Origin of the sequence: Bradyrhizobium sp. USDA 4538 (assembly GCF_024171045.1) — a bacterium.
GTDB lineage: Bacteria > Pseudomonadota > Alphaproteobacteria > Rhizobiales > Xanthobacteraceae > Bradyrhizobium > Bradyrhizobium australafricanum.
This window is the reverse complement of record NZ_JALJZE010000001.1, coordinates 1,510,418-1,533,525: the sequence shown is the minus strand read 5'-3', so window position 1 is coordinate 1,533,525 and position 23,108 is coordinate 1,510,418. Positions and strand designations below refer to the sequence as shown.

The 23,108-nt window shown below is 60.0% G+C and carries 20 protein-coding genes and 4 pseudogenes; 7 read left to right on the top strand and 17 right to left on the bottom strand.

Annotated features, from left to right (window positions below; translation table 11 throughout):
• Positions 1-996: 996 nt before the first annotated feature.
• Complete coding sequence (locus J2R78_RS06600; protein ID WP_253603485.1) at positions 997-1,896, bottom strand: hypothetical protein; 900 nt, start codon at positions 1,894-1,896, stop codon at positions 997-999.
• 479 nt (positions 1,897-2,375) lie between these two features.
• Between J2R78_RS06600 and J2R78_RS06595 the strand changes: the two genes are divergently transcribed.
• Both J2R78_RS06595 and J2R78_RS06590 read left to right on the top strand, forming a co-directional pair.
• Entirely contained in the window at positions 2,376-2,627 is a 252-nt protein-coding gene (locus tag J2R78_RS06595; RefSeq protein ID WP_069275780.1) for a helix-turn-helix domain-containing protein, read from the top strand.
• Complete coding sequence (locus tag J2R78_RS06590) at positions 2,627-3,934, top strand: type II toxin-antitoxin system HipA family toxin (RefSeq protein WP_069275779.1); 1,308 nt, start codon at positions 2,627-2,629, stop codon at positions 3,932-3,934. The genes J2R78_RS06595 and J2R78_RS06590 overlap by 1 nt, the downstream gene beginning before the upstream one ends.
• Before the next feature lie 354 nt (positions 3,935-4,288).
• Here the strand turns inward: J2R78_RS06590 and J2R78_RS06585 are convergent, their stop codons facing one another.
• From J2R78_RS06585 to J2R78_RS06570, 5 genes are all read right to left on the bottom strand, one after another.
• Positions 4,289-4,438 (bottom strand): hypothetical protein, encoded by a 150-nt coding sequence (locus J2R78_RS06585; protein WP_176731264.1) that lies wholly within the window; start codon positions 4,436-4,438, stop codon positions 4,289-4,291.
• A gap of 321 nt (positions 4,439-4,759) precedes the next feature.
• The gene (locus J2R78_RS06580; protein WP_309144983.1) at positions 4,760-5,824 is read right to left on the bottom strand and encodes a hypothetical protein; all 1,065 of its coding nucleotides are present in this window, start codon (positions 5,822-5,824) and stop codon (positions 4,760-4,762) included.
• Between the two features lie 54 nt (positions 5,825-5,878).
• Entirely contained in the window at positions 5,879-6,808 is a 930-nt protein-coding gene (locus J2R78_RS06575; RefSeq protein WP_253603482.1) for a hypothetical protein, read from the bottom strand.
• A 1,420-nt stretch (positions 6,809-8,228) separates the two neighbouring features.
• Positions 8,229-8,477: a transposase gene (locus J2R78_RS45140; protein ID WP_081334944.1), complete on the bottom strand. Its 249-nt coding sequence runs from the start codon at positions 8,475-8,477 to the stop codon at positions 8,229-8,231.
• Between the two features lie 128 nt (positions 8,478-8,605).
• A complete protein-coding gene (locus J2R78_RS06570; protein WP_176731263.1) occupies positions 8,606-8,779 on the bottom strand; it encodes a hypothetical protein in 174 nt (57 codons plus the stop codon).
• A 1,016-nt stretch (positions 8,780-9,795) separates the two neighbouring features.
• Between J2R78_RS06570 and J2R78_RS06565 the strand changes: the two genes are divergently transcribed.
• Complete coding sequence (locus J2R78_RS06565; RefSeq protein WP_069275778.1) at positions 9,796-10,008, top strand: hypothetical protein; 213 nt, start codon at positions 9,796-9,798, stop codon at positions 10,006-10,008.
• A 226-nt stretch (positions 10,009-10,234) separates the two neighbouring features.
• On the opposite strand, the pseudogene J2R78_RS06560 reads toward J2R78_RS06565, so the two are convergent.
• The 4 genes and pseudogenes from J2R78_RS06560 to J2R78_RS06545 all read right to left on the bottom strand — a co-directional run.
• Positions 10,235-11,617 (bottom strand): annotated as a pseudogene (locus J2R78_RS06560) (cbb3-type cytochrome c oxidase subunit I); the annotation flags it as partial.
• A 2-nt stretch (positions 11,618-11,619) separates the two neighbouring features.
• Entirely contained in the window at positions 11,620-12,465 is an 846-nt protein-coding gene (coxB, locus tag J2R78_RS06555) for a cytochrome c oxidase subunit II (protein WP_253603479.1), read from the bottom strand.
• Positions 12,466-12,633: 168 nt separating this feature from the next.
• Positions 12,634-13,395, bottom strand: a complete 762-nt coding sequence (istB, locus tag J2R78_RS06550; protein ID WP_253587833.1) for an IS21-like element ISFK1 family helper ATPase IstB — start codon at positions 13,393-13,395, stop codon at positions 12,634-12,636.
• A 16-nt stretch (positions 13,396-13,411) separates the two neighbouring features.
• Positions 13,412-13,969 (bottom strand): annotated as a pseudogene (locus J2R78_RS06545) (IS21 family transposase); the annotation flags it as partial.
• Positions 13,970-14,444: 475 nt separating this feature from the next.
• Here J2R78_RS06545 and J2R78_RS06540 point away from each other — a divergent pair.
• The gene (locus J2R78_RS06540) at positions 14,445-14,789 is read left to right on the top strand and encodes a hypothetical protein (protein ID WP_245313727.1); all 345 of its coding nucleotides are present in this window, start codon (positions 14,445-14,447) and stop codon (positions 14,787-14,789) included.
• 95 nt (positions 14,790-14,884) lie between these two features.
• Here the strand turns inward: J2R78_RS06540 and J2R78_RS06535 are convergent.
• A pseudogene (locus J2R78_RS06535) lies at positions 14,885-15,885 on the bottom strand (IS630 family transposase).
• Positions 15,886-16,349: 464 nt separating this feature from the next.
• Positions 16,350-16,586 (bottom strand): hypothetical protein, encoded by a 237-nt coding sequence (locus J2R78_RS06530; protein ID WP_069275777.1) that lies wholly within the window; start codon positions 16,584-16,586, stop codon positions 16,350-16,352.
• A gap of 608 nt (positions 16,587-17,194) precedes the next feature.
• Between J2R78_RS06530 and J2R78_RS06525 the strand changes: the two genes are divergently transcribed.
• Positions 17,195-18,400: an ISNCY family transposase gene (locus J2R78_RS06525; RefSeq protein WP_309144982.1), complete on the top strand. Its 1,206-nt coding sequence runs from the start codon at positions 17,195-17,197 to the stop codon at positions 18,398-18,400.
• Between the two features lie 140 nt (positions 18,401-18,540).
• Here the strand turns inward: J2R78_RS06525 and J2R78_RS06520 are convergent, their stop codons facing one another.
• The 5 genes and pseudogenes from J2R78_RS06520 to J2R78_RS06500 all read right to left on the bottom strand — a co-directional run bounded on the left by J2R78_RS06520 (position 18,541) and on the right by J2R78_RS06500 (position 20,761).
• A complete protein-coding gene (locus J2R78_RS06520) occupies positions 18,541-18,732 on the bottom strand; it encodes a hypothetical protein (protein WP_069275774.1) in 192 nt (63 codons plus the stop codon).
• A gap of 24 nt (positions 18,733-18,756) precedes the next feature.
• Entirely contained in the window at positions 18,757-18,999 is a 243-nt protein-coding gene (locus J2R78_RS06515) for a hypothetical protein (RefSeq protein WP_141713231.1), read from the bottom strand.
• A gap of 383 nt (positions 19,000-19,382) precedes the next feature.
• Positions 19,383-19,649 carry a hypothetical protein gene (locus tag J2R78_RS06510; protein WP_253603473.1) on the bottom strand — a complete coding sequence of 89 codons (267 nt, stop codon included), beginning with the start codon at positions 19,647-19,649 and terminating at the stop codon, positions 19,383-19,385.
• A 149-nt stretch (positions 19,650-19,798) separates the two neighbouring features.
• Positions 19,799-20,426, bottom strand: a pseudogene (locus J2R78_RS06505) (hypothetical protein).
• 14 nt (positions 20,427-20,440) lie between these two features.
• Entirely contained in the window at positions 20,441-20,761 is a 321-nt protein-coding gene (locus J2R78_RS06500; RefSeq protein WP_253603471.1) for a hypothetical protein, read from the bottom strand.
• A 677-nt stretch (positions 20,762-21,438) separates the two neighbouring features.
• Here J2R78_RS06500 and J2R78_RS06495 point away from each other — a divergent pair.
• Entirely contained in the window at positions 21,439-22,530 is a 1,092-nt protein-coding gene (locus tag J2R78_RS06495; protein ID WP_069276043.1) for an IS5 family transposase, read from the top strand.
• On the top strand, positions 22,530-22,874 hold the full coding sequence (locus tag J2R78_RS06490; RefSeq protein WP_057019377.1) for a hypothetical protein: 345 nt from the start codon (positions 22,530-22,532) through the stop codon (positions 22,872-22,874). The genes J2R78_RS06495 and J2R78_RS06490 overlap by 1 nt, the downstream gene beginning before the upstream one ends.
• Positions 22,875-23,108 lie beyond the last annotated feature (234 nt).

Genomic DNA, 23,108 nt, shown 5'->3' with positions numbered 1-23,108 from the left:
TCGCAAAGTGACGTGAAAGCGAAGCCGCCTTAGCGGGCGGAGCATCTGAGGCCGGATGGTTGTGCATCAACATACCTAAAGGAAGAATCTCTTTTAGAAGCAAGCTTCTAGTGATTTCCTAAGTTCGAGAGGGGTATGTGATTGGGGTCCGTTCCTCGTTACGGATCGTGATAAACCCGAGATGTCATGCAGCGGCCCGCTCGAGATGCTACGATCACGTTGTAGCACGGATCCGAATCCATCTATGTTGGTTACCATCCTGCTCAGAGGAGGGACATGTCACTTCGCTGCTTCGCTAAAGGAAGCGACCGTGAAGGTCGGGAAGCGACTAAATTTTTGCGATCCCGATCTCGGTGGCTTCAAGCGGATAAGATCTCGTTCGTTTGCATGAAACGAGGTTTGACCGGTCCCAACGGTTCAACTCCTCAACTGGATACAAGATGGCCTTGCCAACCTTGATGAATGATGGACCAATTCTATAAGACCGCCAGTTGCGCAGCGTACCCTCGCTGAGGCGGCCGGAGGACATTCGGGGAATTTCGAGGGGAATGCTTGCCCGGTATGTGGGTGGCGACGCTGAGATGGATCGGCGTTACGCTGAGAGTTCTCAGAGCACGTTCAGTCATCGATAGCTCTACATCATTCGCTCGAAATGCTCAAAAGCTAGGTGCTTCTTGCTTTGCGAGGGCTGGCTCGTTTGTCTGAAAGATCCCTGATCGTCGACGCACAACCAGGTTCGATCGATCGCAGCGATTGAGCTCCTCAACTAGATGGAGGGTCACTTTGCCGATCATCGATTTGGTCTGCGACTCCCAAGGCCCAAGCCGCCACAGTCTGTGGCGGCTCTTTCCATCGCCTTGTTCTTACCGAAGGCCGCCATCGCGGCTTTGACAAATGTGCGAATATCCTGGGCGGCACGGTGGTCGGCTGCCATTCGAAGCAATGTTTTGCGTTCCTCCGCTTCCGCCTTGAGGGCCTTCTCGCGCGCAAGTCGGGCTACCTCAGCGCATTGTTCGGCCAGCCTGTGCTCCATCTCGGCACGGCGTCGGCATGCGTGTTCATAGGCGGTGTGGGCGTTGGCCGGTACTGGACTTCACCGGCTACTGTTAGCTTCAGGACGATTTCTCTAAGCCGATCCTCGATGCGGCCGCTGTGATCATCTGTCCAGGAATCCCCGGTGGCTGAGATTTCCAGCCGCAGGATTTCGTAAGCTTCATGCGGTGTCTGCATTCGTCCGTTGGCCTGCGTCCTGGCCCTGGGGTGGTCAAGCGTGAACGAGATCTTCTGGCTGCCGACTGTCACACCGATATTGCGGGCCTGTTCGCCAAGCCAAGGCTGGTGGCCGGCCTTGATCAGAACAAGGAACAGGTTGTTCAAAATCCGCAGCCGTCTCCGTTCGAAAGGGTTATCGAAGAAGGGTTCGCTGTAACGGAGTTTGTACGGAGCATCGCTGGGTTTCAGACGATGCAACGCATCTTCGTCGAGCAGATGGCGGATCAAACTATGGGCCGATCCAAGGTCACGCATGAAACGGATCTTCCCGAGTGACTGGTCGACTCTGGCAGCAACAGCTTCGATAGATTCGGCGAACGTGGGTTCAGTCGGCCGCGGTGCGGCAAGTTCGGCCTCAGGATTGGGAGGCCACGGATACGAGCGCGGGCCGGTTCCGATCGTCACGACTGTCGCCATTCCTGGTGACCGTGGCGGCAGTTTCTGGCGGATGACCTTCTTGTCGGCGCGGAGCTTTGCCCAATAGCCTCGGTCCGGTACGGGAATGTCAGCCTTGGCACAGCACTTTTTCAGCCACACATCGGAGACACCCATGCGCTGAGCAATCGTGCGCACCGGCTCTGTCCAAACAAGATCGTAAAGTGCCTCACGGGAAATGGTAGTCAATCCAATCCTCTCGGTCGGTCCGACTCCACTGTACTCATTGAGTATTGCGAAGGCGCGACGCCTTCGGTCTTGCTTCGGTGTTCGATGGAGCGGATGGATGGATGGGGCGGTCAATGTATAGGTGTCGGAGTGCGAAAGCGGTGATGACGTGATGAACGGAAACGATGAAATTCCTGACAGTGCTTGCCTGGAGCTCCAGGAGGACAGCCTTGCCGTGGTCGAGCTGTCAGCTCGAGATAGCGCCATGTTTGTGGGTGCTCTCCTCGAACCGAATCGGTAAACGCGCGCACTTGCAGGACACCGTTCGTCGTTATCGCGAGATCAGGGGATATGAGGAGCGAGAGCTCTTGGGAGGGCTGCTATACGCTAAAGCGTATTTATAAGTTTTATACGCTAGAAGGTATGCATATTTTTATCCTCTAAGGCGTATATTGACATTTATCCTCTAGGGCGTATATAGCATGCCAGAGAGGTAATCCGTGGATCAGATCGCCCGAACGCCTAAGCAAATCGGAGATGCCATCCGCCGACAACGCCGCAAGCTTGGTCTGAACCAGACCAGCATCAAGGACAAGACAAAGCTACGGCAGGCAACGATCTCGGCCGTCGAGAATGGCGCGCCCGGGACTCAGCTCGGAACGCTTTGCGACATTCTCGCAGCGCTCGACCTGGAGTTCGTTATCCGTCCTAGGACAAAGGCAAAGCCGGCTGAGATCGAGGACATCTTTTGATGGCCCGCCCGCGGCGGCATATCCCGCTCAACGTCTTCTTGAACGGCCGTCTTGTCGGGCGCCTCAACAGGCAATCCAGCGGCGCAATCGACTTTCAGTACGATCCGTCCTGGCTTGCCTGGGAGCATGCGCTGCCCGTGTCGCTATCTCTGCCTCTGCGTGAGGACCGCTATATCGGTGCCCCTGTCGTCGCCGTCTTCGACAACCTCCTGCCCGACAGCACGCCCATCCGCCGCCGCATGGCGGAGCGAGTCCACGCTCAGGGCATAGACGCTTACGACCTACTCGCTGCTGTCGGACGGGACTGCGTCGGCGCATTGCAATTCTTGCCGGACGGCATCGAACCTGGCGCCGCCGGCGCTGTCGACGGCAAACCCGTTGACGACAAGGAAATCGCCCGGCTTCTCGGCGACCTTGCATCGGCCCCCCTTGGGCTTGGTGAGGACGAGGACTTTCGGATCTCGATCGCCGGCGCCCAGGAAAAGACCGCACTCCTGTTCTGGAAAGGGCGTTGGTACAAGCCGCTGGCGACTACGGCCACGACGCACATCCTCAAACCGCAGATTGGCCGACTGCCAAACGGCATCGATCTTTCCTACAGCGTCGAGAATGAGTTCTTCTGCCTCAAGCTGACAGCCGCTCTTGGACTTCCGAGCGCCGCCATCGCCATCGAGGAGTTTGAAGGCAACCGCGTGCTCGTGGTCGAGCGGTTCGACCGCCGCTGGACCGGTGACAATCGTCTCCTGCGTTTGCCCCAGGAGGATTGCTGCCAGGCCTGGTCCGTGCCGCCGTCCTTGAAATACGAATCCGATGGCGGGCCCGGCATTCCGGCTATTCTCAATCTGCTGAAGGGAAGCGATCAGCCGGAGGCAGATCAAACGACGTTTCTGAAGGCCGCAATTGCCTTCTGGCTGCTCGGTGCCACGGATGGTCACGCCAAGAATTTCAGCGTTTTTCTCTCTCCGGGCGGTCGCTTCCGCATGACCCCGCTCTACGATGTGATCTCAGCGCAGCCCAGCCTCGACGCAGGCCAGATCAACCGTAACAAGATGAAGCTGGCCATGGCGGTCGGCGACAGCCGCCACTACGTCGTCGACGGCGTCATGCCTCGCCATTTTGTTCAGACCGCCGCTAAGGCAGGGATTGGCGCGGGACTCGTGACCACGATCTTCGATGAGCTGCGTACGCAGGCGCCAGTAGCAGTCGAACAGGTCACCGCGTCGCTCCCGAAAGCATTTCCTGCCGAAGTCGCTGACAGCATCTGCAATGGGATCAAGGCTCGTCTGCGAAGGTTGGAGGAAGCGTGATGCCAAAGATCGATGTGCGACCAACTAATCGGAGCCGGGGGGGCATCTCTGCCTATTGCCACAATGGACCAGCAGGATTGATCATGGTCCGCCTCTTCGTCGCTGTTACGGACTGTTGATTTCCGTCGAGAAGTGACCCGGGATTTCCATTGATAGTTCTCGATGGAAAAATGCCCTCCGACTGGGTCACTTCTCTTATCAGTGGAAATCGACATCTTGGGACGATGTATTCTCCGACAGACCTCGTTTTCCTGAATGGGACCACCCATCCAACCGGCCAGCTCTCGTTGAGTTCGAGCAGGTGTATGTCTTCCGGGGCACCGCACCACGCCGCAGTTTCCGCGACACCAAGGTTCAGCGGCTGGAGTTATGGCCAGCGACATAGCTGTAGGCCTTGCAGTACTTGCTGCGGCGAAAACTGAAGAACGGCTCAGGCGGGAGGTAGAGCAGCGGAGGATTGAGGAAGAGCGTCGTCGTCGCGAACTCGCTGCGCGCGTCAAACATATTGAGGATCGCCGCACCAACGGACTGAGCGCGCTTCTCTCTCCGGACTTGATGAACTGGACCGACTACGTCGTCTCATCACCATGCTTACCGAAGAGGTTTCGGCCGAACCGAGCCCCAGATTGTTGGCGTTTCTGGCTTGAACCACAGAGCACTTGGCGCAGCGCGAGGCTCGCCTATCCCCGCGGGCGATCGAGGATCGTTTCGAGGCGGAGCGTCTATTTGGTGACGATGACGATCACGGCTTCACGCCCTCGCGGTGGTAGGTTGGCGAGAGCGAGGAAGTCTCGATAGGTTATCGATGGCGCGGCAAGCGAGGGCCTATGCTTTTGGCCGCAGGCGGGTCGCCTGGCGCTTTGTCGCGCCGCGGGACTGGCAGAGTTTGATGCAACGCGTAACATCGTCTCTCGATTTCTTCCTGCTGGGCCGGTGGAAGATCGGCCATGACTTCGTCGATCGTGCGAAGCATGCGGATTGCTTTCGTTGAAGTGCCGGGAGGTGGATACGAATTAGCCCGGCGACTTCTTGGGATCGGCAGCACGCGGATAAGTCCACTCTTCTTGAAATTGACCGTTGACTTTCTGGATCTTGACCGATCCTCCGTCCTTGCCGACAGCCTTCTCGAGGGCGCCGCCTTTGGTCGCAGGCTGGCAGCTTGCCGGGCGCCGTCTGGCGGACGAGCGACGGCGCCGCATTTGCCGCGGCCTTCCAGCGCCATTCGAAGCCGTCATGCGTCAGGCGGCCGAGGGGCTCGCCATGCCAGGCCACGATCCGCTCAAGCGCCGCCTTGTTCGCGGCGGGCTTGCCGACCGCCGAGCGTGTCGTCAGGTAGCGCTCGGCGCCCTCGCCCTCGCGATACCATCCGTTCTCGCGAGCCAAAGCCCAGAGCGCGTCCGCCGCCGCTTGTGGTGATCCAAACTCCTCGACCAGCCGCGCAGCCATGTCCGCGCGAAGCTCGTCGGTGATGGCGCTGGCGTGCTCGCTTCGGAGGCGGAAAGCTTCCAGGAACCGCTGGCGCGGCGACGACCCCTCGATCCTGATCTCGCCCTGATCGTCGCCTACGATTGCAGGCGCCGTCGATGGATGTGCCGGCGCCTCGTTCTGGACGATTTCGAGAGTACGAATCCGGTTGCGCTGATTGCGACGTCCGCTGAGGAAAAGCCGACCGTAAGAGGTCGGCCGCAGGAGTGCGGCTGAGGCGGACGAGAGATAAGCGGCCGGGTAGAGATAATGTGCGATGCGCACGGCGTGGGCCAAGACCGCCGTGTCGACATCGGCATTGGCCTGGGCATAGACCCCGCGGACGAGCTGAATTAGCTCGCCTGCCGACGCTTGGGCATGGGCGCGCCGCCTGTCAATGTTCTCACCGACCAGGAGGATCGTCACAGACTTCCCCGCATTTCAGATGCGCGAAAGTCAGACCACCCCGAACCGGTCGGTTCAGGCGACCAGCCGTGTCCGATAGGCCTCAAGCCGCGCAAATCGATCCTGCAGATGAGTGCGATAGTGGATCAGAAGATCGTCTGGACCGGCGAACTCGCCAAGCACCCTTTCCGTCTCGACCATCGCCTGATCGAAGGTGAGGCAGCCCGAACCGTCGCCTGTCATCTGATCTATCAAGTAGCGCTCGACCTCCAATCGAGCAGGCTCGGGGAGAACCGAGCGCGCTTCGAAATAGATCAACCGGAGCCCGAACCAGCGCAGTCGCTCGTCCTCCATACCCTGGACGATCACGAAGCGGTCCTCCCATCGCGCATCGTGGAACGCGGCAATGCGTGCCTCGTCAGCAGGGCCGGGAAAGCCGTTATAGATGCGCTCTTCGATGTGCGGAGACAAAGCGTAGGGCTCGCGTGCGGCCGTGTAAGCAGCCACAAGCCGCGCGCGCAGACCGGTGTCCGTCTTCATGCGACGGGCCTGGTCTTCGATGGCGCCGATCGAACCGCCATCCAGCATATGCTCGGGAGCGTCGTAGAACGCCGTCAGCGTGGGCGCGGCATTGATCCTGAAGCGACGGATCGGACTCGGCTTGTGCGTCAGATGAACTTGCAGTTCGAGGTCGCTCATCGCGGCAAGCCGGCCGATGTCTTCGTTGAGACTCAAGCAAAGCCGGCCATTGGCTTGATCGGATCCCTGCCGATGCAGACGAGTATGATAGGCTTGGCCGCCGAAAACCTCGGTCAACACGAAGCCGTCTTCGGCCTCAACGAAATCCGCGACGGCGGCCTTGTTTGAGAAGCGCACGAAGCGCTGCCACAACTCCGGAGACCTTTGATAGACCAATCGACACAGTTCGAGCGTCGCAAGCACATCGGACATCGCGTCGTGTGCCCGAGCGTGGGCGACGCCATTCGCCGCCGCCAGCTGTTGCAAGCGAAATGTCCGCCGCCCTTCTTCGCTGACCGGCACAACCAGCTGCGCAGGCGATACGGCATCGGCGGCTTCACCAGACTGAGCGCATCGGCACGGCAGTTGCGATGATTACTCGTCAGATACGCCGGATACAGGCACTGGAAGAGCGCGTGGCGCAGCATCTCCTCGTCGAAGCGGATGGAGTTGAAGCCGACGAAAACCGCCGGGCTCCAGGAAATCAGCGTCCGGCGGATATCTCCTACCATGGCGTAGTGCGACGGCAGGCTGGAATCGGTCAGCCACTCGATCGGCAAGGCGCCGGTGCGGCTGGACGATGTGCTGATCATTGCACGCTACAACGCGCAGGTTTTCGAGCTGCAAGAGCGCGTTCCTGGCGTTCGCATCGGCACGTAGACAAGTTTCAATGGCAAGAGGCGCCGATCGTCATCTACTCCATGACGTCGAGCCATTCCGATGCGCGGCGGGCATGGAGTTCCTACACAGTGCGAACCGGCTCAATGTTGCGACCTCTCAGGCCAAGTGTATTTTGCGTTATTGTCGCTTCGCCTCACTTGTTCGAAGCTGAATGTCGGACACCACGCCAGATACAGCTCGCCATGCTTCTGTCGTATTTGGAGCTGTCGACTCCGTTTTTTGTCCACGATCGAGCCTACGACCTTCCCGAGACTGCCGGCGACTTTAGGCCATTCCTCACGATTTAGACGTCGATTTAGCACCGTGAGTGGTTCTAAAGACCGTGCCTCCGCTGTCAGTCCTCAATCTGCTGGAACATATTCGCGAGACCGTTAAGCATCCGGACGATTTCCTTTGCCTTTGATTCACACAAGTTAATTGACTGGCTCCCGCTTAGATTCGATCATCCACCGGTTGGGCAGGTCGGCTTCATCAAGGACAGTTGTTGAGGCCCAGAGGAGCTGGCCCGATTACCGAAGCGGCGGCTCGGCAAGCAATGGAACGAGGAGGGCCTTAGCATCCTCCAAGAGTGCCGGGGTCGATTCTTGGAATACATCACAGGAATTAAATTAAAGCATAGGCCCATGCGCGGGCATACAGTTGTGCCAGCGACTATGTCCGGTACCATGCTTATGCGGTCCATTCGCGTGGTTGCCGCTAGGGGCAGCTCACGCGCGCCCGACAAAAAGCCTAAACTAGGCCCCAGCTGGACCCCCTCGCTGGGGCATTTTCTTTGGAAATTTAGAGCCCATCCCGGTAATTTATACGGGCGGTAGCAAGTGGAGCTTTGTACAATTCGCGTACCAGCGCAGCAACCCCATCGATAACCTTGCGGAGGTCAACTGATGGCTGGCCAAGTATACCTTCGAGGGGATGCCGAACGTGCCGCCCGGATCAGCCGCTGCAACTGCGCCTCGCCTACGTCCACGCCGGCGCGCACGATCCACCTCGCTACTAGCAATTTCGATCACCGCGCCTGACACAGATGCCACCACACTCGCGCAACTCGAGTGCCGGGAGCGACAATGCTGCTCGCCCAAGCATTGCAGCGCCACGCGAATAGCAGCGCCGGGTGAATGCCGATCCGCCGGGCAATCGCCGACACGCTCGCGCGAAGCTCCAGCGCCTCTGTCGCGACTTGCGGCCCTACGTCCGACCAGCGTCGGCGAAGCTGCCGCGGCGCTTTCTCAAGACGGTCGGCGACCGCTTCGATCATATGGAAGGTTCTAGTTCCAGAACTAAGGACGCAGACTAGAAGCTCACATCCGCTCACAAACTCAGCGGCCGATCGCCGATCGCTCACCCACTCCGCCAGACGGGGGCTCTTTGCCGCTTACGTTGTTTCTAAGAATTTGACGTCTTCATGGTCCGCTCGACCTCCTCGGCCAGTGTCCGGTGATGTGCCGCGAGCTTAGCGAACAAGGCCTTCTTCGCCGCGTTGGTCGCGAGCTTGCTGATTAGTTCGCACTCTTCCGCCTCGACACGAAGCTTCTCCAAATGCGCCTTCATGTCCTTCATTTGAGGTTCCCCCAATGATGGAGTTACTTGAAGAAGGGCGCCTGCCGCACGTCAATATCCTTAATCTTCCCCCGAAAAAATGTACAGGGTTAAGCTGCTTTTAGCTCCATCTCGATCGGGCTGATAAAGCCGACGGTGGAGTGACGACGAGTCCGAGTTGTAGAAGCCTCGATATAGGCAAGATATCCCGTGTGGCTTCTGCCCGTGTTGCATAGTGCCTGTGGTGGACGAGCTCCGTCTTGAGCGTTTGAAAGTAGCTCTCCATCGGAGCATTGTCATAGCAGTCGCCCTTGCGGCTCATCGACGCCCTGAGGCCGGCGGATTGCATCAGCTTGCGGTAGTGCGCCGAGGCACATTGAACGCTGCGGATCGGAATGGTGGATCAGGCCGGCACTTGGCCGCTGCGCCGAGATCGCCATCCGCAAGGCCGCCGCACGACATCAAATAAGATTCGCAAGGCGGTGGACATTCTCGTTGCCAAAGAGCAAATTGAGTAAGCCACTCAGAAAGCCAAGGGCGACATTGGTTGGGCCTCTTTTTAAAGCGAAAACCGGGTATCGCGACATCACCTCCGAAGGCCTGCTGCGCGCGATTCAGGGATTATTTCGCAAATAAACTTAGGTTGTCGCCGCAAATCTCGACGCCAGTTATGTTGCTCAAAAATCTGGAGAGCAACGACGCTCCCGCTTTCAAACCAAGGAGCGCGTCATGACGAAAAATCGAAATCGAGCGAAGCAAACAACATCACTCCAAGACCGCTTGGCTGCGTTTGCCAGTGAGCTGGCTCGCAGAGCGGCCACCATGCCGGCAGGTATTGAGCGGGACAGCCTGCTCAAGCGAGCTCGCACAGCGGAGATTGCCGCAGACATTGACGATTGGGTCTCCTCGGCGGGACTTCAACCGCCGACCCCATAGGGCTTGGAGTGTCTCCTCCTCCAAGTTCTCGAAGGGCCCCCTATCCGGCGGGGGCCCTTCCGCTTTAGGAACGAACGCCTTTTGCTCAGCATTCTAACAGCATGAGTGAGAGCGTACATGTTGTCGTTGAAAACGCGGTCCAGATCGCTTGGGAATTCCTTGAGCGCAGCGGCGAGATAACCAACGGCTACGAGACAAGCCAATTCCTCGTCATGACGGTCGGCAAAATGGCCTTGGCCGGCGAACGGCGTCAGCTTATGCTCGCCAACCGAGCGATTGACGCTTACCAAAAAAGCAAACCTAAGGCCGCATGAACCCGATGAACACGTTCGCCTCCAAAGTGCCTTGTCGCGTGCACAATGGCCCCAACGATCAGTTAATTGATTGGGAGCCGCTATATCATGATTATGGCGTCAAGCAGGAGGAGGGTGTCGTCGCCTGGGACGGGCTGCTCTGGGATGGCTATGCCGATTCCCTACCAGCATCCAGGCGGTCACTGAGCCGGCCTCATCTGCGGCATCCCTTGCTCGCGCTCGATCTCATCAGACCGAGAATGTGCATTGGGAAAAACGCGATATTGAAGCCAAAAAAGGCGAGCCAGAAGTTCCAGCGGCCGAGCCGCTCGCTCAGCATCCTTCCCCAGATCTTGGGAAACCAGTAGTAGACCGCTCCGATAAGTGGGAAAACGGCGCCGCCGATCAGAACATAATGGAAGTGAGCGACGACGAAGTAAGTGTCATGGACCTGGGTGTCGATCGGGACCGACGCCACCATGATGCCGGACAGGCCGCCAATCACGAAGATCACGATGAATCCGAGCACGAACAGCAGTGGCGTCCGATACACCGGGCGGCCATCCCACAACGTCGCGATCCAACAGAATATCTGCAGGCCGCTTGGCACGGCGATCAACATGCTTGACGCAGTGAAGAGACCGGCCCCGAGCTGGGGCAGTCCGGTCACGAATATGTGGTGAACCCAAAGCCCGAACGACAGAAATCCCGTTGCGATCAGAGAGAGAACGATCACGGGATAGCCGATTACGGGTCTGCGCGGGAAGGTGGCGAGAATCATCGACACCATGCCCGTTGCCGGAATGAAGATGATGTAGACCTCCGGATGCCCGAAGAACCAGAACAAATGCTGCCACAGCAGCACATTGCCACCTGAAGAGGGGTCATAGAAGTGGGTACTAACCAGGCGATCAAGTATGAGCGAGGTGGATGCGACCATGATCGATGGCATTGCAAACATTACCAGGACAGCGGTAATCAGCATCGCCCAAACGAACAGCGGGATACGGTCAAGCGTCATTCCGGGAGCGCGCTGCTTGAAGACCGTGACGATGAGCTCGACGGCAACGGCAAGCGCTGCGACTTCCGTGAAGGTGATCATCTGGGCCCAGACGTCCGCATGCTTGGTTGGGGTGAACTGCAGGCTGGAGAGGGGTATGTAGGCGAACCAGCCGACGTCGGGCCCGACGTTGAAGAAGAAGGAGATCCAAAGGAATAAGCCACCGAACAAGAACATCCAGTAGCTGAAGGCGTTGAGGCGCGGGAAAGCAATGTTGCGGGTGCCGATCATCAGCGGCACCAGGTAGACCGCGAAGGCTTCCATCACCGGAACGGCGAACAGGAACATCATCGTCGAGCCGTGCATCGTGAAGACCTGATTGTACAGATCTGGCGAAAGCAGACGCTGCTCGGCACCGGCCAGCTGGATACGCATCAGGATCGCGAGGACTCCGCCGAGGACCAGGAAGGCGAATGCCGTCACGATGTAGCGGCGTCCGATGATCTTGTGATCCACCGACATCAGCGCGCCGATCAGTCCCGATGGCGTCCGCCAGATGCTCTGCAGCCGCGCTGCAAGTTGCAGCCCGTGGAGGTTGTCGTCGCGTATTTCTCTTTGCTCGGCGGCCATGCTCACTTGAGCTGCTCCAGATACTGAATGATCGCGATCAGCTCTCCCGATTGCAGCGGCATTCTCGGCATTAGATTGCCGGGTTTGATGTGTTGCGGATCGGCAATCCAAGCTCCCAGCGTCGCCGCTGTTTGCGGCAACGTGCCGGCCGCAATCGTCGTTCGGCTTCCGACATGGGTGAGGTCAGGACCCAATTGGCCGCCTGCCAGGGTGCCGCGAACGGTGTGACATAGCGCGCATCCGCGGCTGCGAAACAGCTCTTCTCCCTGTTTGGCTAGCGCGTCAGTCGGGCTGGTTGCGCTCTGGTTTTCGTGTTCGCGCCAACGCTCGAATTCCTCGGGCCGGAGCGCGATTGCCGCAAACGCCATATGGGCGTGTTGCAAGCCGCAGAATTCCGCGCAATGGCCGCGATAGATGCCAGGATTCTTGGCTGTAAACTGAATTTCGTTGGTTTGCCCGGTGATCAGGTCCATCTTGCCGGTGAGGCTTGGAACCCAGAAGCTGTGGATGACGTCAGCGGATTCGAGCTTCACCTTGACCGGCTTGCCAACCGGAATGCGGATTTCATTTGCCGTGGCGAAGCTGTTATGCGGGCTGTCGGCCTCGTAGTGAACTTCCCACCACCATTGATGGCCGACCATCCTGAGCGTCAGGGCGTCCGGATCCCTAGCAAACAGCGTGCGCTGGCCGGCATAGCTCACGAAGGATAGGACGAGCACGATCAACGTGGTGGCAGCGCCAAGCCCGAGAATGATTTGCCCGGCTCGTGTCTCGAAAGGAATACGAAGTTCGAGCGGCGCGTCTACTGTGCGTATTCGGCGCAGCAGGCCAACACTGAGCACGACCACGACGCAGGTCCAGACGATCCCGGACACCGCAAGAAATACGATGAACGTGACGGATCTGCTCCGATTGAAGTGCATATTTCACTGATGGTGAGCAGCGATTTCGCGCGATCATGAGCGCCGAATTCAGACGATCGTGAGCAGCCCGCTCCGGCCGAGGCGGTGATAGAGTCAGCGTTCTGGCTGCGCGTCAAGGGTGATGGTTTTGGCGTTGCGTTTTCGCATGCTTTCGCCGGCCAGCTGGAGGCGGTGAGCGTTATGGACGAGGCGATCGAGGACGGCGTCGGCGTAGGTTGGGTCTCCGATAACTTCGTGCCATGTGTCCACAGGGAGTTGGCTAGTTACGATGGTGGAGGCGCGGCCATGGCGGTCCTCGAGGACTTCGAGTAGATCGCGCCGCTCGGCGGCGGTGAGCACCGACAATCCCCAATCGTCCAAAATCAGAAGCTGGGCGCGGCCAAGGGTTTTGAGCAGGCGGGCATAACGTCCATCGCCCCGCGCGAGCGCCAACGCTTCGAACAATCTTGGGACGCGATGATAGAGAACCGAGCGATTGTCGCGGCAGGCCTTGTGGCCGAGGGCACAGGCTAACCAACTTTTGCCCAATCCGGTCGCTCCGGTTATGAGCAAATTCTCGTGGCGATCGATCCAGTCGCCGCTGACGAGCTTGGCGAAGACGGCCCGGTCGATACCCCGCGGCGTGCGCAAATCGACGTCCTCCACGCAGGCATTCTGGCGGAGCGCGGCCAGCTTGAGGCGCGTGGTGAGCCGCCTGGTGTCGCGTTCCGCGGCTTCCCGGTCGACCAGCAGGCCGATGCGATCTTCGAACGGCAAGGCTTCGAGATCAGGTGATCGGCGCTGCTCCTCGAAGGCCTTGGCCATGCCGCTCAAGCCGAGCTCGATCAGGCGTTCGTGGGTGGGATGGTTGAGCATACAGGTCTCCTTGGCTTTAGTGGAAATAATCCCGGCCGCGGATGTTGCCGTGGCGCAGGGGTTGGGGTTCGGAGGGCTCGTCGAGAAAGGTGCGATCCAGGCCGTTCTGGAGGATGGAGCGGATCGAGGCGAGGGATCGAGCCTTGATCAGAATGCCGCGCCGGCAGGCCGCGTCGACGCGCTCGGCGCTGTAGCTTTTGGCCAGCGACAGAATGCCGAGGCAGGTGCGAAAGCCTTGCTCGGGATGCGGCCGGGCCGCGATCACGGCCTGGAAGAAGGCGGCGGTCGACGGACCGATCCGCTCGCCGGCGGCGATCACTCCGGCGGGCGTCCATTGGCCGTAGCGCCGATGGGCGCTGGGCATGTGGTCGGTGATGGTGGTGTGGCCCCGCCGGTTGGGCGCGCGAGCGTGGCTGGCGATCCTGCGGCCGTTGTGGAAGATCTCGACCGTCCTGTCGTCAATGCGCGCGTCGACGAGCTCACGGATGAGCCGATACGGCGTGGAATACCAGTGTCCGTCGATCTCGATATGATAGTCGGGGCCGACCCGACAGCGCTTCCAGTGCGCGAAAGCGTTCTTGGTTGCTCGGGCCGAACCTCCGGCTCCTACAATGGTTCCTATATGAGGACCGCTCGGCTTGTGGTCAGACTGGCCAACCCTTCGCTGCAACGACGATTGCTATATCCGCCGCAGCCAACAGCAGGAGCACGATCCGATCAGATGCCTGGTTTGGGGAAAGCCGCCCCTGGCGCCCCCCCCGAATGCCCATTGGCAACGATAGGCGAAACCGATGCCAACGGCGGACTGCCGAACAATTGCTCGGCCGTTTCGGCGGCAGTGCTTGGGAGCGGTGTGAGGCGTCGGCAATATTGCGACCATTCAGTTTCCGAGCCAGCCGGACTTCAATTGGCGGAATCCGCGGTCCGGGTTTTTGACTTGCTTCGCACCTCTCTAAACGATTTCTGACAGATCAAATGTCCCGCTCGGTCGTTCCGATCCTTGACCAAGGTCAAGGAATATTATCTTGGTAGAATGAATGAGGGACGGCATGAAAGCGTGGTATGATCCGCGATCACCGGCCAAGGCACAGTCCGCGGGCGCCGGTGGCCGAGAGACCGAGCGCGCTCCCGCCTGCATCAAGGACGGAGGCGCCGCCATGGTTGGTCCGCTTCGATCACCCTTTCACGATATGCAGCTTCGCCATCTGGAGCTGGCTGAAAGACATGTAGCTCAAGGCGAACGACGCATCGCTGAACAAGAGCAACGGATTGGAAGGATGGCCAACCGGGGCCAGAACGTAACGGACGCTAGAAAGATACTGGATAGCTTCAACGCAAGTCAGGCGCTGTTTGTTCAGCACCGAGACGAGATCCGCAAAGCACTCGGAGAGTAAGGCCAGTCCAGTCGGCGACTGTCTATATTACAAGTCTCGTTTCCTCCTTTGTGACAAGCGTCTTAGCTAGTGTCCTGAACCAGAAATTCGCGACACTACGATTGTTGTGCTTGAGTATTGTAACGGCAGAAGCGCTCGATGGAGGCGAGGATATCATCGGCGGCGCGCCGGATCTTCTTGTCGGTGATGAGGGCGAAGAAAGCGCTCGACCTGATTGAGCCAGGACGAACTGGTCGGCGTGAGATCGACATGCCAGCGCGGCCGTTTGGCGAGCCTGCTGCGGATCAGTGGGGCCTTGTGCGTGGCGTAGTTGTCCATGACGAGATGGACATCGAGACCGCACGGCACGGCAGCCTCGATCTCATCGAGGAACTTGCGAAACTCGGAGGCGCGATGGCGGGCAAAGCATTTGCCGATAACCTTGCCCGTTGCAATGTCGAGCGCCGCGAAGAGCGAGGTCGTGCCGTGGCGCGTGTAGTCATGGCTGCGCCGCGCCACCTGACCGGGGCGCATCGGCAGCATCGGCTGGCTGCGGTCGAGCCCTGGATTTTGGACTTCTCGTCTACACACAGGACGCGGCATGCTGGGGCGGGGAGACGTAGAGGCCGACCACATCGCGCACCTTGGCCACGAAATCCGGGGCGGTCGAGAGCTTGAACGTCTCGATCCGATGAGGCTGCAAACCGAAGGCTTGCCAGATGCGCTGCACGCTTGAGACCGACAGCCCACTTTCCTTTGCCATGCTGCACGAGCTCCAGTGGGTCGCATCCTTCGGAAGGCTTTCCAGGGTCTTTACGATGGTAGCTTCGATGCGCGCATCATCGATCGTCCGCGGGCTCCCGGCCTTGGCTCGTCGCGCAGGCCTTCCACGCGTTCCTGCACAAAGCGCCTGCGCCACTTGCCGACCGTGGTCTCGATCACACCGAGCTTCGCCGCCACCTCCTTGTTCTGGCTGCCCTCTGCACAGGCCAGAATGATCCGGGCCCGCAACGCCAGGGGCTTCGGCCGTCTTGCGGCGGCCTGCCAACGCCTTCAGCTCAGTCCGCTCCTTCTCGGTTAGGATCAGGGGTGCCAGCCGCGCCATCCAATGCTCCATCGCTGTTGCCCTGCAAAGCAATGCCACAGCGATGCGACTCTAACCCGAATCTAATGATGCGAACTTGTGACTCGGGACACTAGTGATGGGTCTGAGAAGCACCGGGCACGAACGGCGGTGCCCGTTTGTCCCTGGACCCGACTGGCGTCCAGGGCACCGGCACGCTGAATGGATGACCCACGCGGAAATGGAATTAGAACGTGATTTGGCGGTGTCAAGAACATCCATTCAAAAAAAGCACTGCGGATAATCGGCCTTTGCGCCGTTCAGGACAGCGCGTCCATCGCTGCAGCGCCGGATGCGTCAGGGCCTTTTTTCCATAGGAACGAAGCGCATCCACTGGCATTGATCGCCCTGTTCGGTGCCGCACCGCTACCGGCACCTAGACGCCCAGCTACAAACTTGGCCCCAGCTTTCACAGCTGGGGCCCTTTCCAACAGGTCACTGCCGGCCGTCAGTTTCCACTAGTTTTCCAGCTCTCTTCGGATCCGATCCCGGTGCTGAACGTGCAGAACCTGACACGAATAGAAGTTGTCCAGAAGCTTCCTCGCTTCCGCTAGATCATGCCCGTGATGGGCGAGGTGCTCGATCAATTCCTCTTGCTCGGCAATGTGTCGCTCGCCTTCGGCAATGTGCCGCTCGGCTTCCGCCAAGTGGCGAGCCTGCATTTCGCGGTGCGCTGTTTGAAGGTGGTCCGGCATGGTCGCGCTCCCTTCCTATGCAGGCGGGAGCACGATCGGTCTCTCAGCCACCGACGCCTACGGGCAGAGCCTCGGCCGGTGGTGCCGGGTTAATAATCCGGTTCGTTGTCGGTTGCAAAAATTTCGCTGGCTAGATCTTAGACTTCGGGTCCGCCAATTGGGCGGCTCGCTGTCATACGGGAGGGGACCTTGAACCTGGCTCGGCCCAAAAAGGTGTCGGGTACCGGATCGCTTAGCAGTTCGGCCGCCTTCACTATGGCCGCATAGACCCTCGCATTGGCGTCCGCGATCTCGAACGCCAGATCATGGGCCTCGATAGATGTGACGTTGGAGAAGGCCGGGCGAGGGAACTCGGTTCCGCCCGCCAGGCAGGCTCGGGCTATCGATATCGGAGCGAGGATCGCGATCCGCGGGCCCGCTTCGTGCCGGGGCGCCTTGGCCTCAGTACCGTCTCGCTGGGCCGCAAGCTGGTCGTGTGTCGGCTCAGTTCGGCGCCAGGAAGACTCGGAGTTAAGGCCTCGCGCCAGCAATCAACCGATGCTCATTCGATCCCGAAATCACGCTCGTTCGGAAGCGGAATCGGCTCATGGTGACTTCGTCCCAGAAACGTGTCGGGCTTGGGCAACCCCAGCGCAGCGTTGGCTCGGGCGAGGAGATCGTCCGCTGACCGGGCGCCGGAGGAGGCGCTGGAACGGATGCTTGCGCTGTACCGGGACAAGTACGCGGACTTCACGGTGAAGCACTTCCACGAGCAGATGCAAAAGCGGCACGACTATGTGCTGGGCTATACGGTGACGAAGCTGGCGCTGCACGCGGCGGGGCTGGTGCGGAAGGCTCCGAAGCGTTCGGCGCACCGCAAGAAGCGGCCGCGGCGGCCGCTTCGGGGCATGCTGCTGCACCAGGACGGATCGCGCCACGTTTGGATCGAAGGCCTGCCCGCGAGGGACCTGATCGTCACGATGGACGATGCGACCAGCGAGATCTACTCGATGGTGCTGGTCGAGGAAGAAGGAACGGCCTCGACCTTCCAGGCCTTGCGCGAAGTGATTGGCGAGCATGGCCTGTTCTGCGCGCTCTACACCGACCGCGGCAGCCATTATTTCCTGACCCCAAAAGCTGGCGAGAAGGTCTCGAAGACGCAACAAACCCAGGTGGGACGGGCTTTGTCGCATCTTGGGATCGAGCATATCGCAGCCTATTCGCCGCAGGCGCGCGGGCGCTCCGAGCGGGTGTTCGGCACCTTGCAGGATCGGCTGCCGAAGGAGCTGCGGCTTGCCGGGATCACGACGGTTGAGGCTGCCAACGCGTGGCTGAAGGCGCATTACATCCCCGGGCACAACGCCGCGTTTGCGATCAAGCCCGAACAGGAAGGCACGGCATTCGTGGCCGATCGGCATGAGGCCTGGCGCGAGGCGCTGTGCGTGATCGAGGAGCGAACCGTCGCCAACGACAATACCGTTGCATGGAACGGTCGGCGGCTGCAGCTGCCGCAGAGCCGGCTCAGGCCTCACTTCGTCAAGGCTGTGGTGCGCCTCCATGAGTATCCCGATGGCACCGTCAGCGTGTTCCTCGGACCGCATCGGTTGGCGATGTTTAGCGCCAACGGACAGCAGATCAGCCCCGACGCGCTTCAGCCTGGCAGCGTGCTCGGAGCCGTCAAGGACAAGCCCTGGCGGGCGCGCAAGCGCGCGTCCTTGACCGCTCCTGCGCGCGCCGCCGTCGAGAAGGCGCGGGTCGGGACGGAGAAACGGGCTTCAAATCGAACAAAGAAACCGACCCACGGGGCTGACCAGACCGCCCTATCCATGGCATGACAACGCGGCGGACCCGTCCACGCCTTCCGGCTCCCCTGCAAATCAGAAACGAAGGCGACAGATCACGAGCTACAAAAACACGACATCTTCACCCGCTACGGACAGGGCTTAGATGACCGGCCTCGCCGCTCGGCTCGGATCTAATGGGGCGTGGGCGCGGATATAGTCCCAATGATTTGCATGTCTTCTTTCCGCACGGTTACGCGGCGTCCTGTCTCGGCAGCGATCTTTCGGGCGGCTCGCATCGCGGAATCCTCGTCCGTCAGTTCGAGCAGGATGATGCTGCCTGTTCCCGAGAACGCGTCAGGGTTCAAGAGTTCGATGATGAACAATGGTCCCCCTCCGGACGATCATTTTCACCGCGCGTTTATAGCGGCCTTGACGCACCGCAATTGCGCAGGATCATCCGATCTCGCACGAATCTGGTTCGTCAGCGCCTGCGCTATGATCTCGGCTTGTTCCTTGGTCAGCTTCTCGGCAAAGGGGCCATCTTTCTTTATCTGGGCCGGTCCTTTGAGTTCGCTGTCGTAGACCATCCAGCCAATGCTTCTTTGCCGAACGAGGAACCGGCCTCGCATCGGGCGTCCAATAAATTCCATTGCAACCATCCACCTGTGAAACGCGAGTTCACCGATTGGCTTGCAGGATGGTGTGCTCCGCATTGAACTATGTGAATCGTTGCGATCAACTTTGGACAAGCACCGCTCGCGCTTTCCGCAGTGAACTGAAACGGCCCCAACCAGGGGGCCGCCAACCCGAGCGATACGGGTTTTCCTCCAGGCAGTCGGGGGCACCTTTGGCTGACCAGAAGCGCCAATTAGACGCTTGGCAATAGCTCCGTCGGATCGCGCCCCGGCAATCGACACAGCGAGCGCAAACGCCGCGGGCGCCACCGGGCACGTCGGACTTGGTCGTCGGGAAGCAAAAAGAAACGGCCCCAGTAAGGCATGCTGAGACCGCTGCTTTACTTCCGCCTCGCGGTTTATTTCTTCATGTGATCCTTCGACATCGAGCCACTCTTGTCCGTCGTGCCTTCCTTCAGTTTTGGGTCATTCTGGGTTGCGCCGGGATTCGCAGCGCTGGGGCTGCTGGACGCGCCTTGACCGGTGGTCGCCGCCGGTGAGTTTCCGCCGCCGCTACCACCGCCACTGCTGCCACCACCACCACCACCACCACCGCCCTGTGCGCTGGCTGCAGCAATTGAGCCGGCCATGAACGCAGTGACCAAGGCGAGTTTTGCGATTTTCATTTGATCGTTTCCTTCCTGTTTTTAATAGAACAGACTGGAAAACAGAACGCGTTTGAGATCGTTCCTCCTACTGCAGCGAAAAGGCCCCGACGCTGAGGAGACATACGTCGGGGCTTTCGGTCGGCGAATTGGGAAACGAGGTTCGCGCGTCAGCGACCTATTCCGGTTCCTTCGCCATAGAGTTCGCGCTCGCGCTGAATCTGCTCGCTGCTGAGTGGCTGCGCCGCAGGATCAAAGCCCTTCCATCCAGACCGCTGCCATGCCGCCGTGCGCTTGCTGATGTCGACTGACGACTGATCGAGCACAGCTTCTGCTCGGCCACGATCCTGTTCGTCGACACGTGCACAGACGAGCGTTCCGCCGCGACGCGCCCTCGGCATATTGCGAGGCTTCCTCTTCCGGAACGCCCGCTTGAGTCAAGGCGCCGATGACGCCGCCCGTTGCGGCGCCCGCGGCAGCACCGGCCGCGGTGGAGACGAGCCATCCGGCAGCGACGACCGGGCCGAGGCCAGGAATTGCGAGCAGGCCGAGGCCAGCGAGCAATCCTGCAGCTCCGCCCAGTCCTGCGCCGATGCCCGCACCTGCGCCTGCTCCTTCTGCTCGGTCGTCAACCCCGTCGCGGTCCCGATCAACTTTGCCATCCCGGCCGTGCCAGCCCTCCCCATTGTTTGCGATGACGCTGATATCGGAGGAGGGGACGCCGCTCTGCTCGAGTTGCTGGACGACACGCTCAGCGTCGCCATAGTTGTCATAGAGGCGAGAAATTGTAGTGGTCATGCTGGTCTTCCTTTCTAGTTCGCCGGGTTCACATTGCCCTGGAAGTCCAGGCTGACTTCGGTCTGCTTGCCTCCCTTGGTGGCCTTTCCTCTCCAGACGCCATTACCGTCCTTCTTGAGGTCGGAAACGCCGGAATAACCGGCAGCTTCGATCCGTGACTTCGCTTGTCCCTCGGTAAAGCTGTTTCGACCCGCCACGGGTTCGTTCGAGTTGTTTTCACCCGACCGATTGACGGCGCTATTGTTTGGCTCGCTCTGCGCCGGTGGCGTTTGCGCCGAGACAGGTGCTGAGCTCAGCAGAGCTGCCGTGGATATGATAGCAAAGACTCGCAACATCTTTTTGTCCTTTGGTTAGCTAATTGCCGAGGACAAATGAACGTCAATTCGATTGGTTGCTAAGTGCGTTACTCAACCGCAGGCAGGCTGGCTTCGTCGCTCGTGCCTTATCGCATGTTAATAGACCAGTTCTGATTGTCCCGCAGCAGTTGGGGGCCGCCGCAGGTTACGGTCGGTTTCTTGGGAAGCGAAGGCAAACAGCTCCTTGCCGGTTCGACTCATCTTGGGATTGACCGTTGGTCGTCCAAGCCAATCACTTATGTGAGCTGGCTCTGGCCACTTAGGACCCGGGCTGGCTACATGCTAAGCAATAGTCAACAGTATACGGCGATCACGATCACTATCTGAACGGGGAAGCAGTGAAGCGCAAGCTGACTGCCATGGGGCTCGTCGCGGATGCGGGCGTCAAGCAATCAAAGCGCCATCGCGTCCGTGACCGACGTTGTGATATCATGATCCTAATGACGAGCAGTACGGCGGCAGGAAGATAGATCTCAAAGGCCGGGAGAAGCCTAGGCGCGGGGATGCGGTCTGCGCATCGTCTAGTCGGTTGACTACCACCTAAGTCTAGGCCGGAGGGGCACCCGTTCGTGGAACTAGCAGGCTGTTGAAAAAAGGCGGTCGCCGCCGACCGAGGATCATGATTCATTGGCTCCGACGAGATTCGGAGATGGTGCGTGCGCGGCGGCGACAATCGAACGGGCGAGCTGTTCAGCTACGTCGACCTGGAAGCAAGGGTGCGGCGTGATCATCCGCTGCGAGGGATCCGGACGATCGTGAACGAGGCGCTGGCGGCGCTGGAGCACGAGTTCGCCGCCCTTTATTCGCCGATTGGACGGCCGTCGATCCCGCCGGAGAAGCTGCTGCGGGCGATGCTGTTGCAGGCGTTTTATTCGATCCGCTCGGAGCGGCTTCTGATGGAGCGGTTGGAATATGATTTGCTGTTCCGCTGGTTCGTCGGAATCGGAGTCGACGATGCAGCCTGGGACCATTCGGTATTCTCGAAGAACCGCGACCGGCTGCTGGAAGGCGACATCGCGGCGAAGTTCCTGGCGGCGGTGCTGGCGCAGCCCAGGGTGAAGAAGCTTCTGTCGAGCGATCACTTCTCGGTCGACGGCACGCTGATCGAGGCCTGGGCCTCGATGAAGAGCGTCAAACCGAAGGATAGCTCCGGCGAGCCGCCGGCCCAAGGCGGCGGGCGCAATGCTGAAGCGAACTTCCATGGCCAGAAGCGCTCCAACGACACCCATGCTTCGACCACCGATCCGGAGGCCAGGCTCTACCGCAAGGGGAAAGGCAAGGAGACGAAGCTGTGCTTCATCGGGCACGGGCTGATGGAGAACCGCCACGGCTTGCTGGTCGACGCCTGCCTGACGCAGGCCGGTGGGCATGCCGAACGGGTGGCCGCGCTGCACATGATCGAGCCTCGTGCCGATCGACCGACAGCGATCACGCTTGGTGCCGACAAAGCCTACGATGCAGAAGACTTCGTCAACGAGCTGCGCTCGATGAACGTGACGCCGCATGTTGCGCAGAATACCGGCGGCCGTAGCTCTGCGATCGACGGGCGTACGACCCGGCACGGCGGTTATGCTGTCAGCCAGCGCATCCGCAAGCGGATTGAGGAGGCATTCGGCTGGATCAAGACGGTCGCCGGGCAAGAGAAGACCAGATTCCGTGGCCGTGATCGGGTCGGATGGGCCTTTACCTTCGCTGCGGCCGCCTACAATCTGGTGCGGCTGCCCAAGTTGATCGCGGAGACCGGTTGATGGCCAAGGTGCCCGGCTTTGCCAAGGCCTTTGCCGGCCGCTGGCGCATCGTCGAAATGGACAACTGGGACAGCGACTTCCTCGATCTTGTCGGAGAGGCGCATCTCACCTTCCGTGGCAAGTCCGATGGCGAAATAGCGTTTGGGGCTCTCAAGGGCTTCCTGGATGCTCGCTACGGCACCCGCGACGGATCGGCCTGCGCCGAGTTCTCATGGGAGGGGCACGACGAGAATGATCCGTCCTGTGGTCGCGGATGGGCCATGATCGGCACTGCGGGCAGGCTCGTTGGCCACTTCTACATCCACAATGGCGACGATTCAGCCTTCGTTTGCGAACGCGGCTGAGTTCTTCAACGGCCTGCTAGAGCTTAGTCGGCCGCTTGGATAACCGATTTCTTCATCGTTCGAACGAAGAGCTCGACGATATCGGTGCAAGCCGTAGCCTCGTTGGCTCGGTATGGCGGCCACGCGCCAGGCTGCCAACCCGCGTCACCTTATTTGTTCGGCGCAGAGCGAATCTCTGCCGCCTTCGCGACGGACGGCTGAGCGTGATGGGGCTGAACTTCAGCGGGGCCGGCG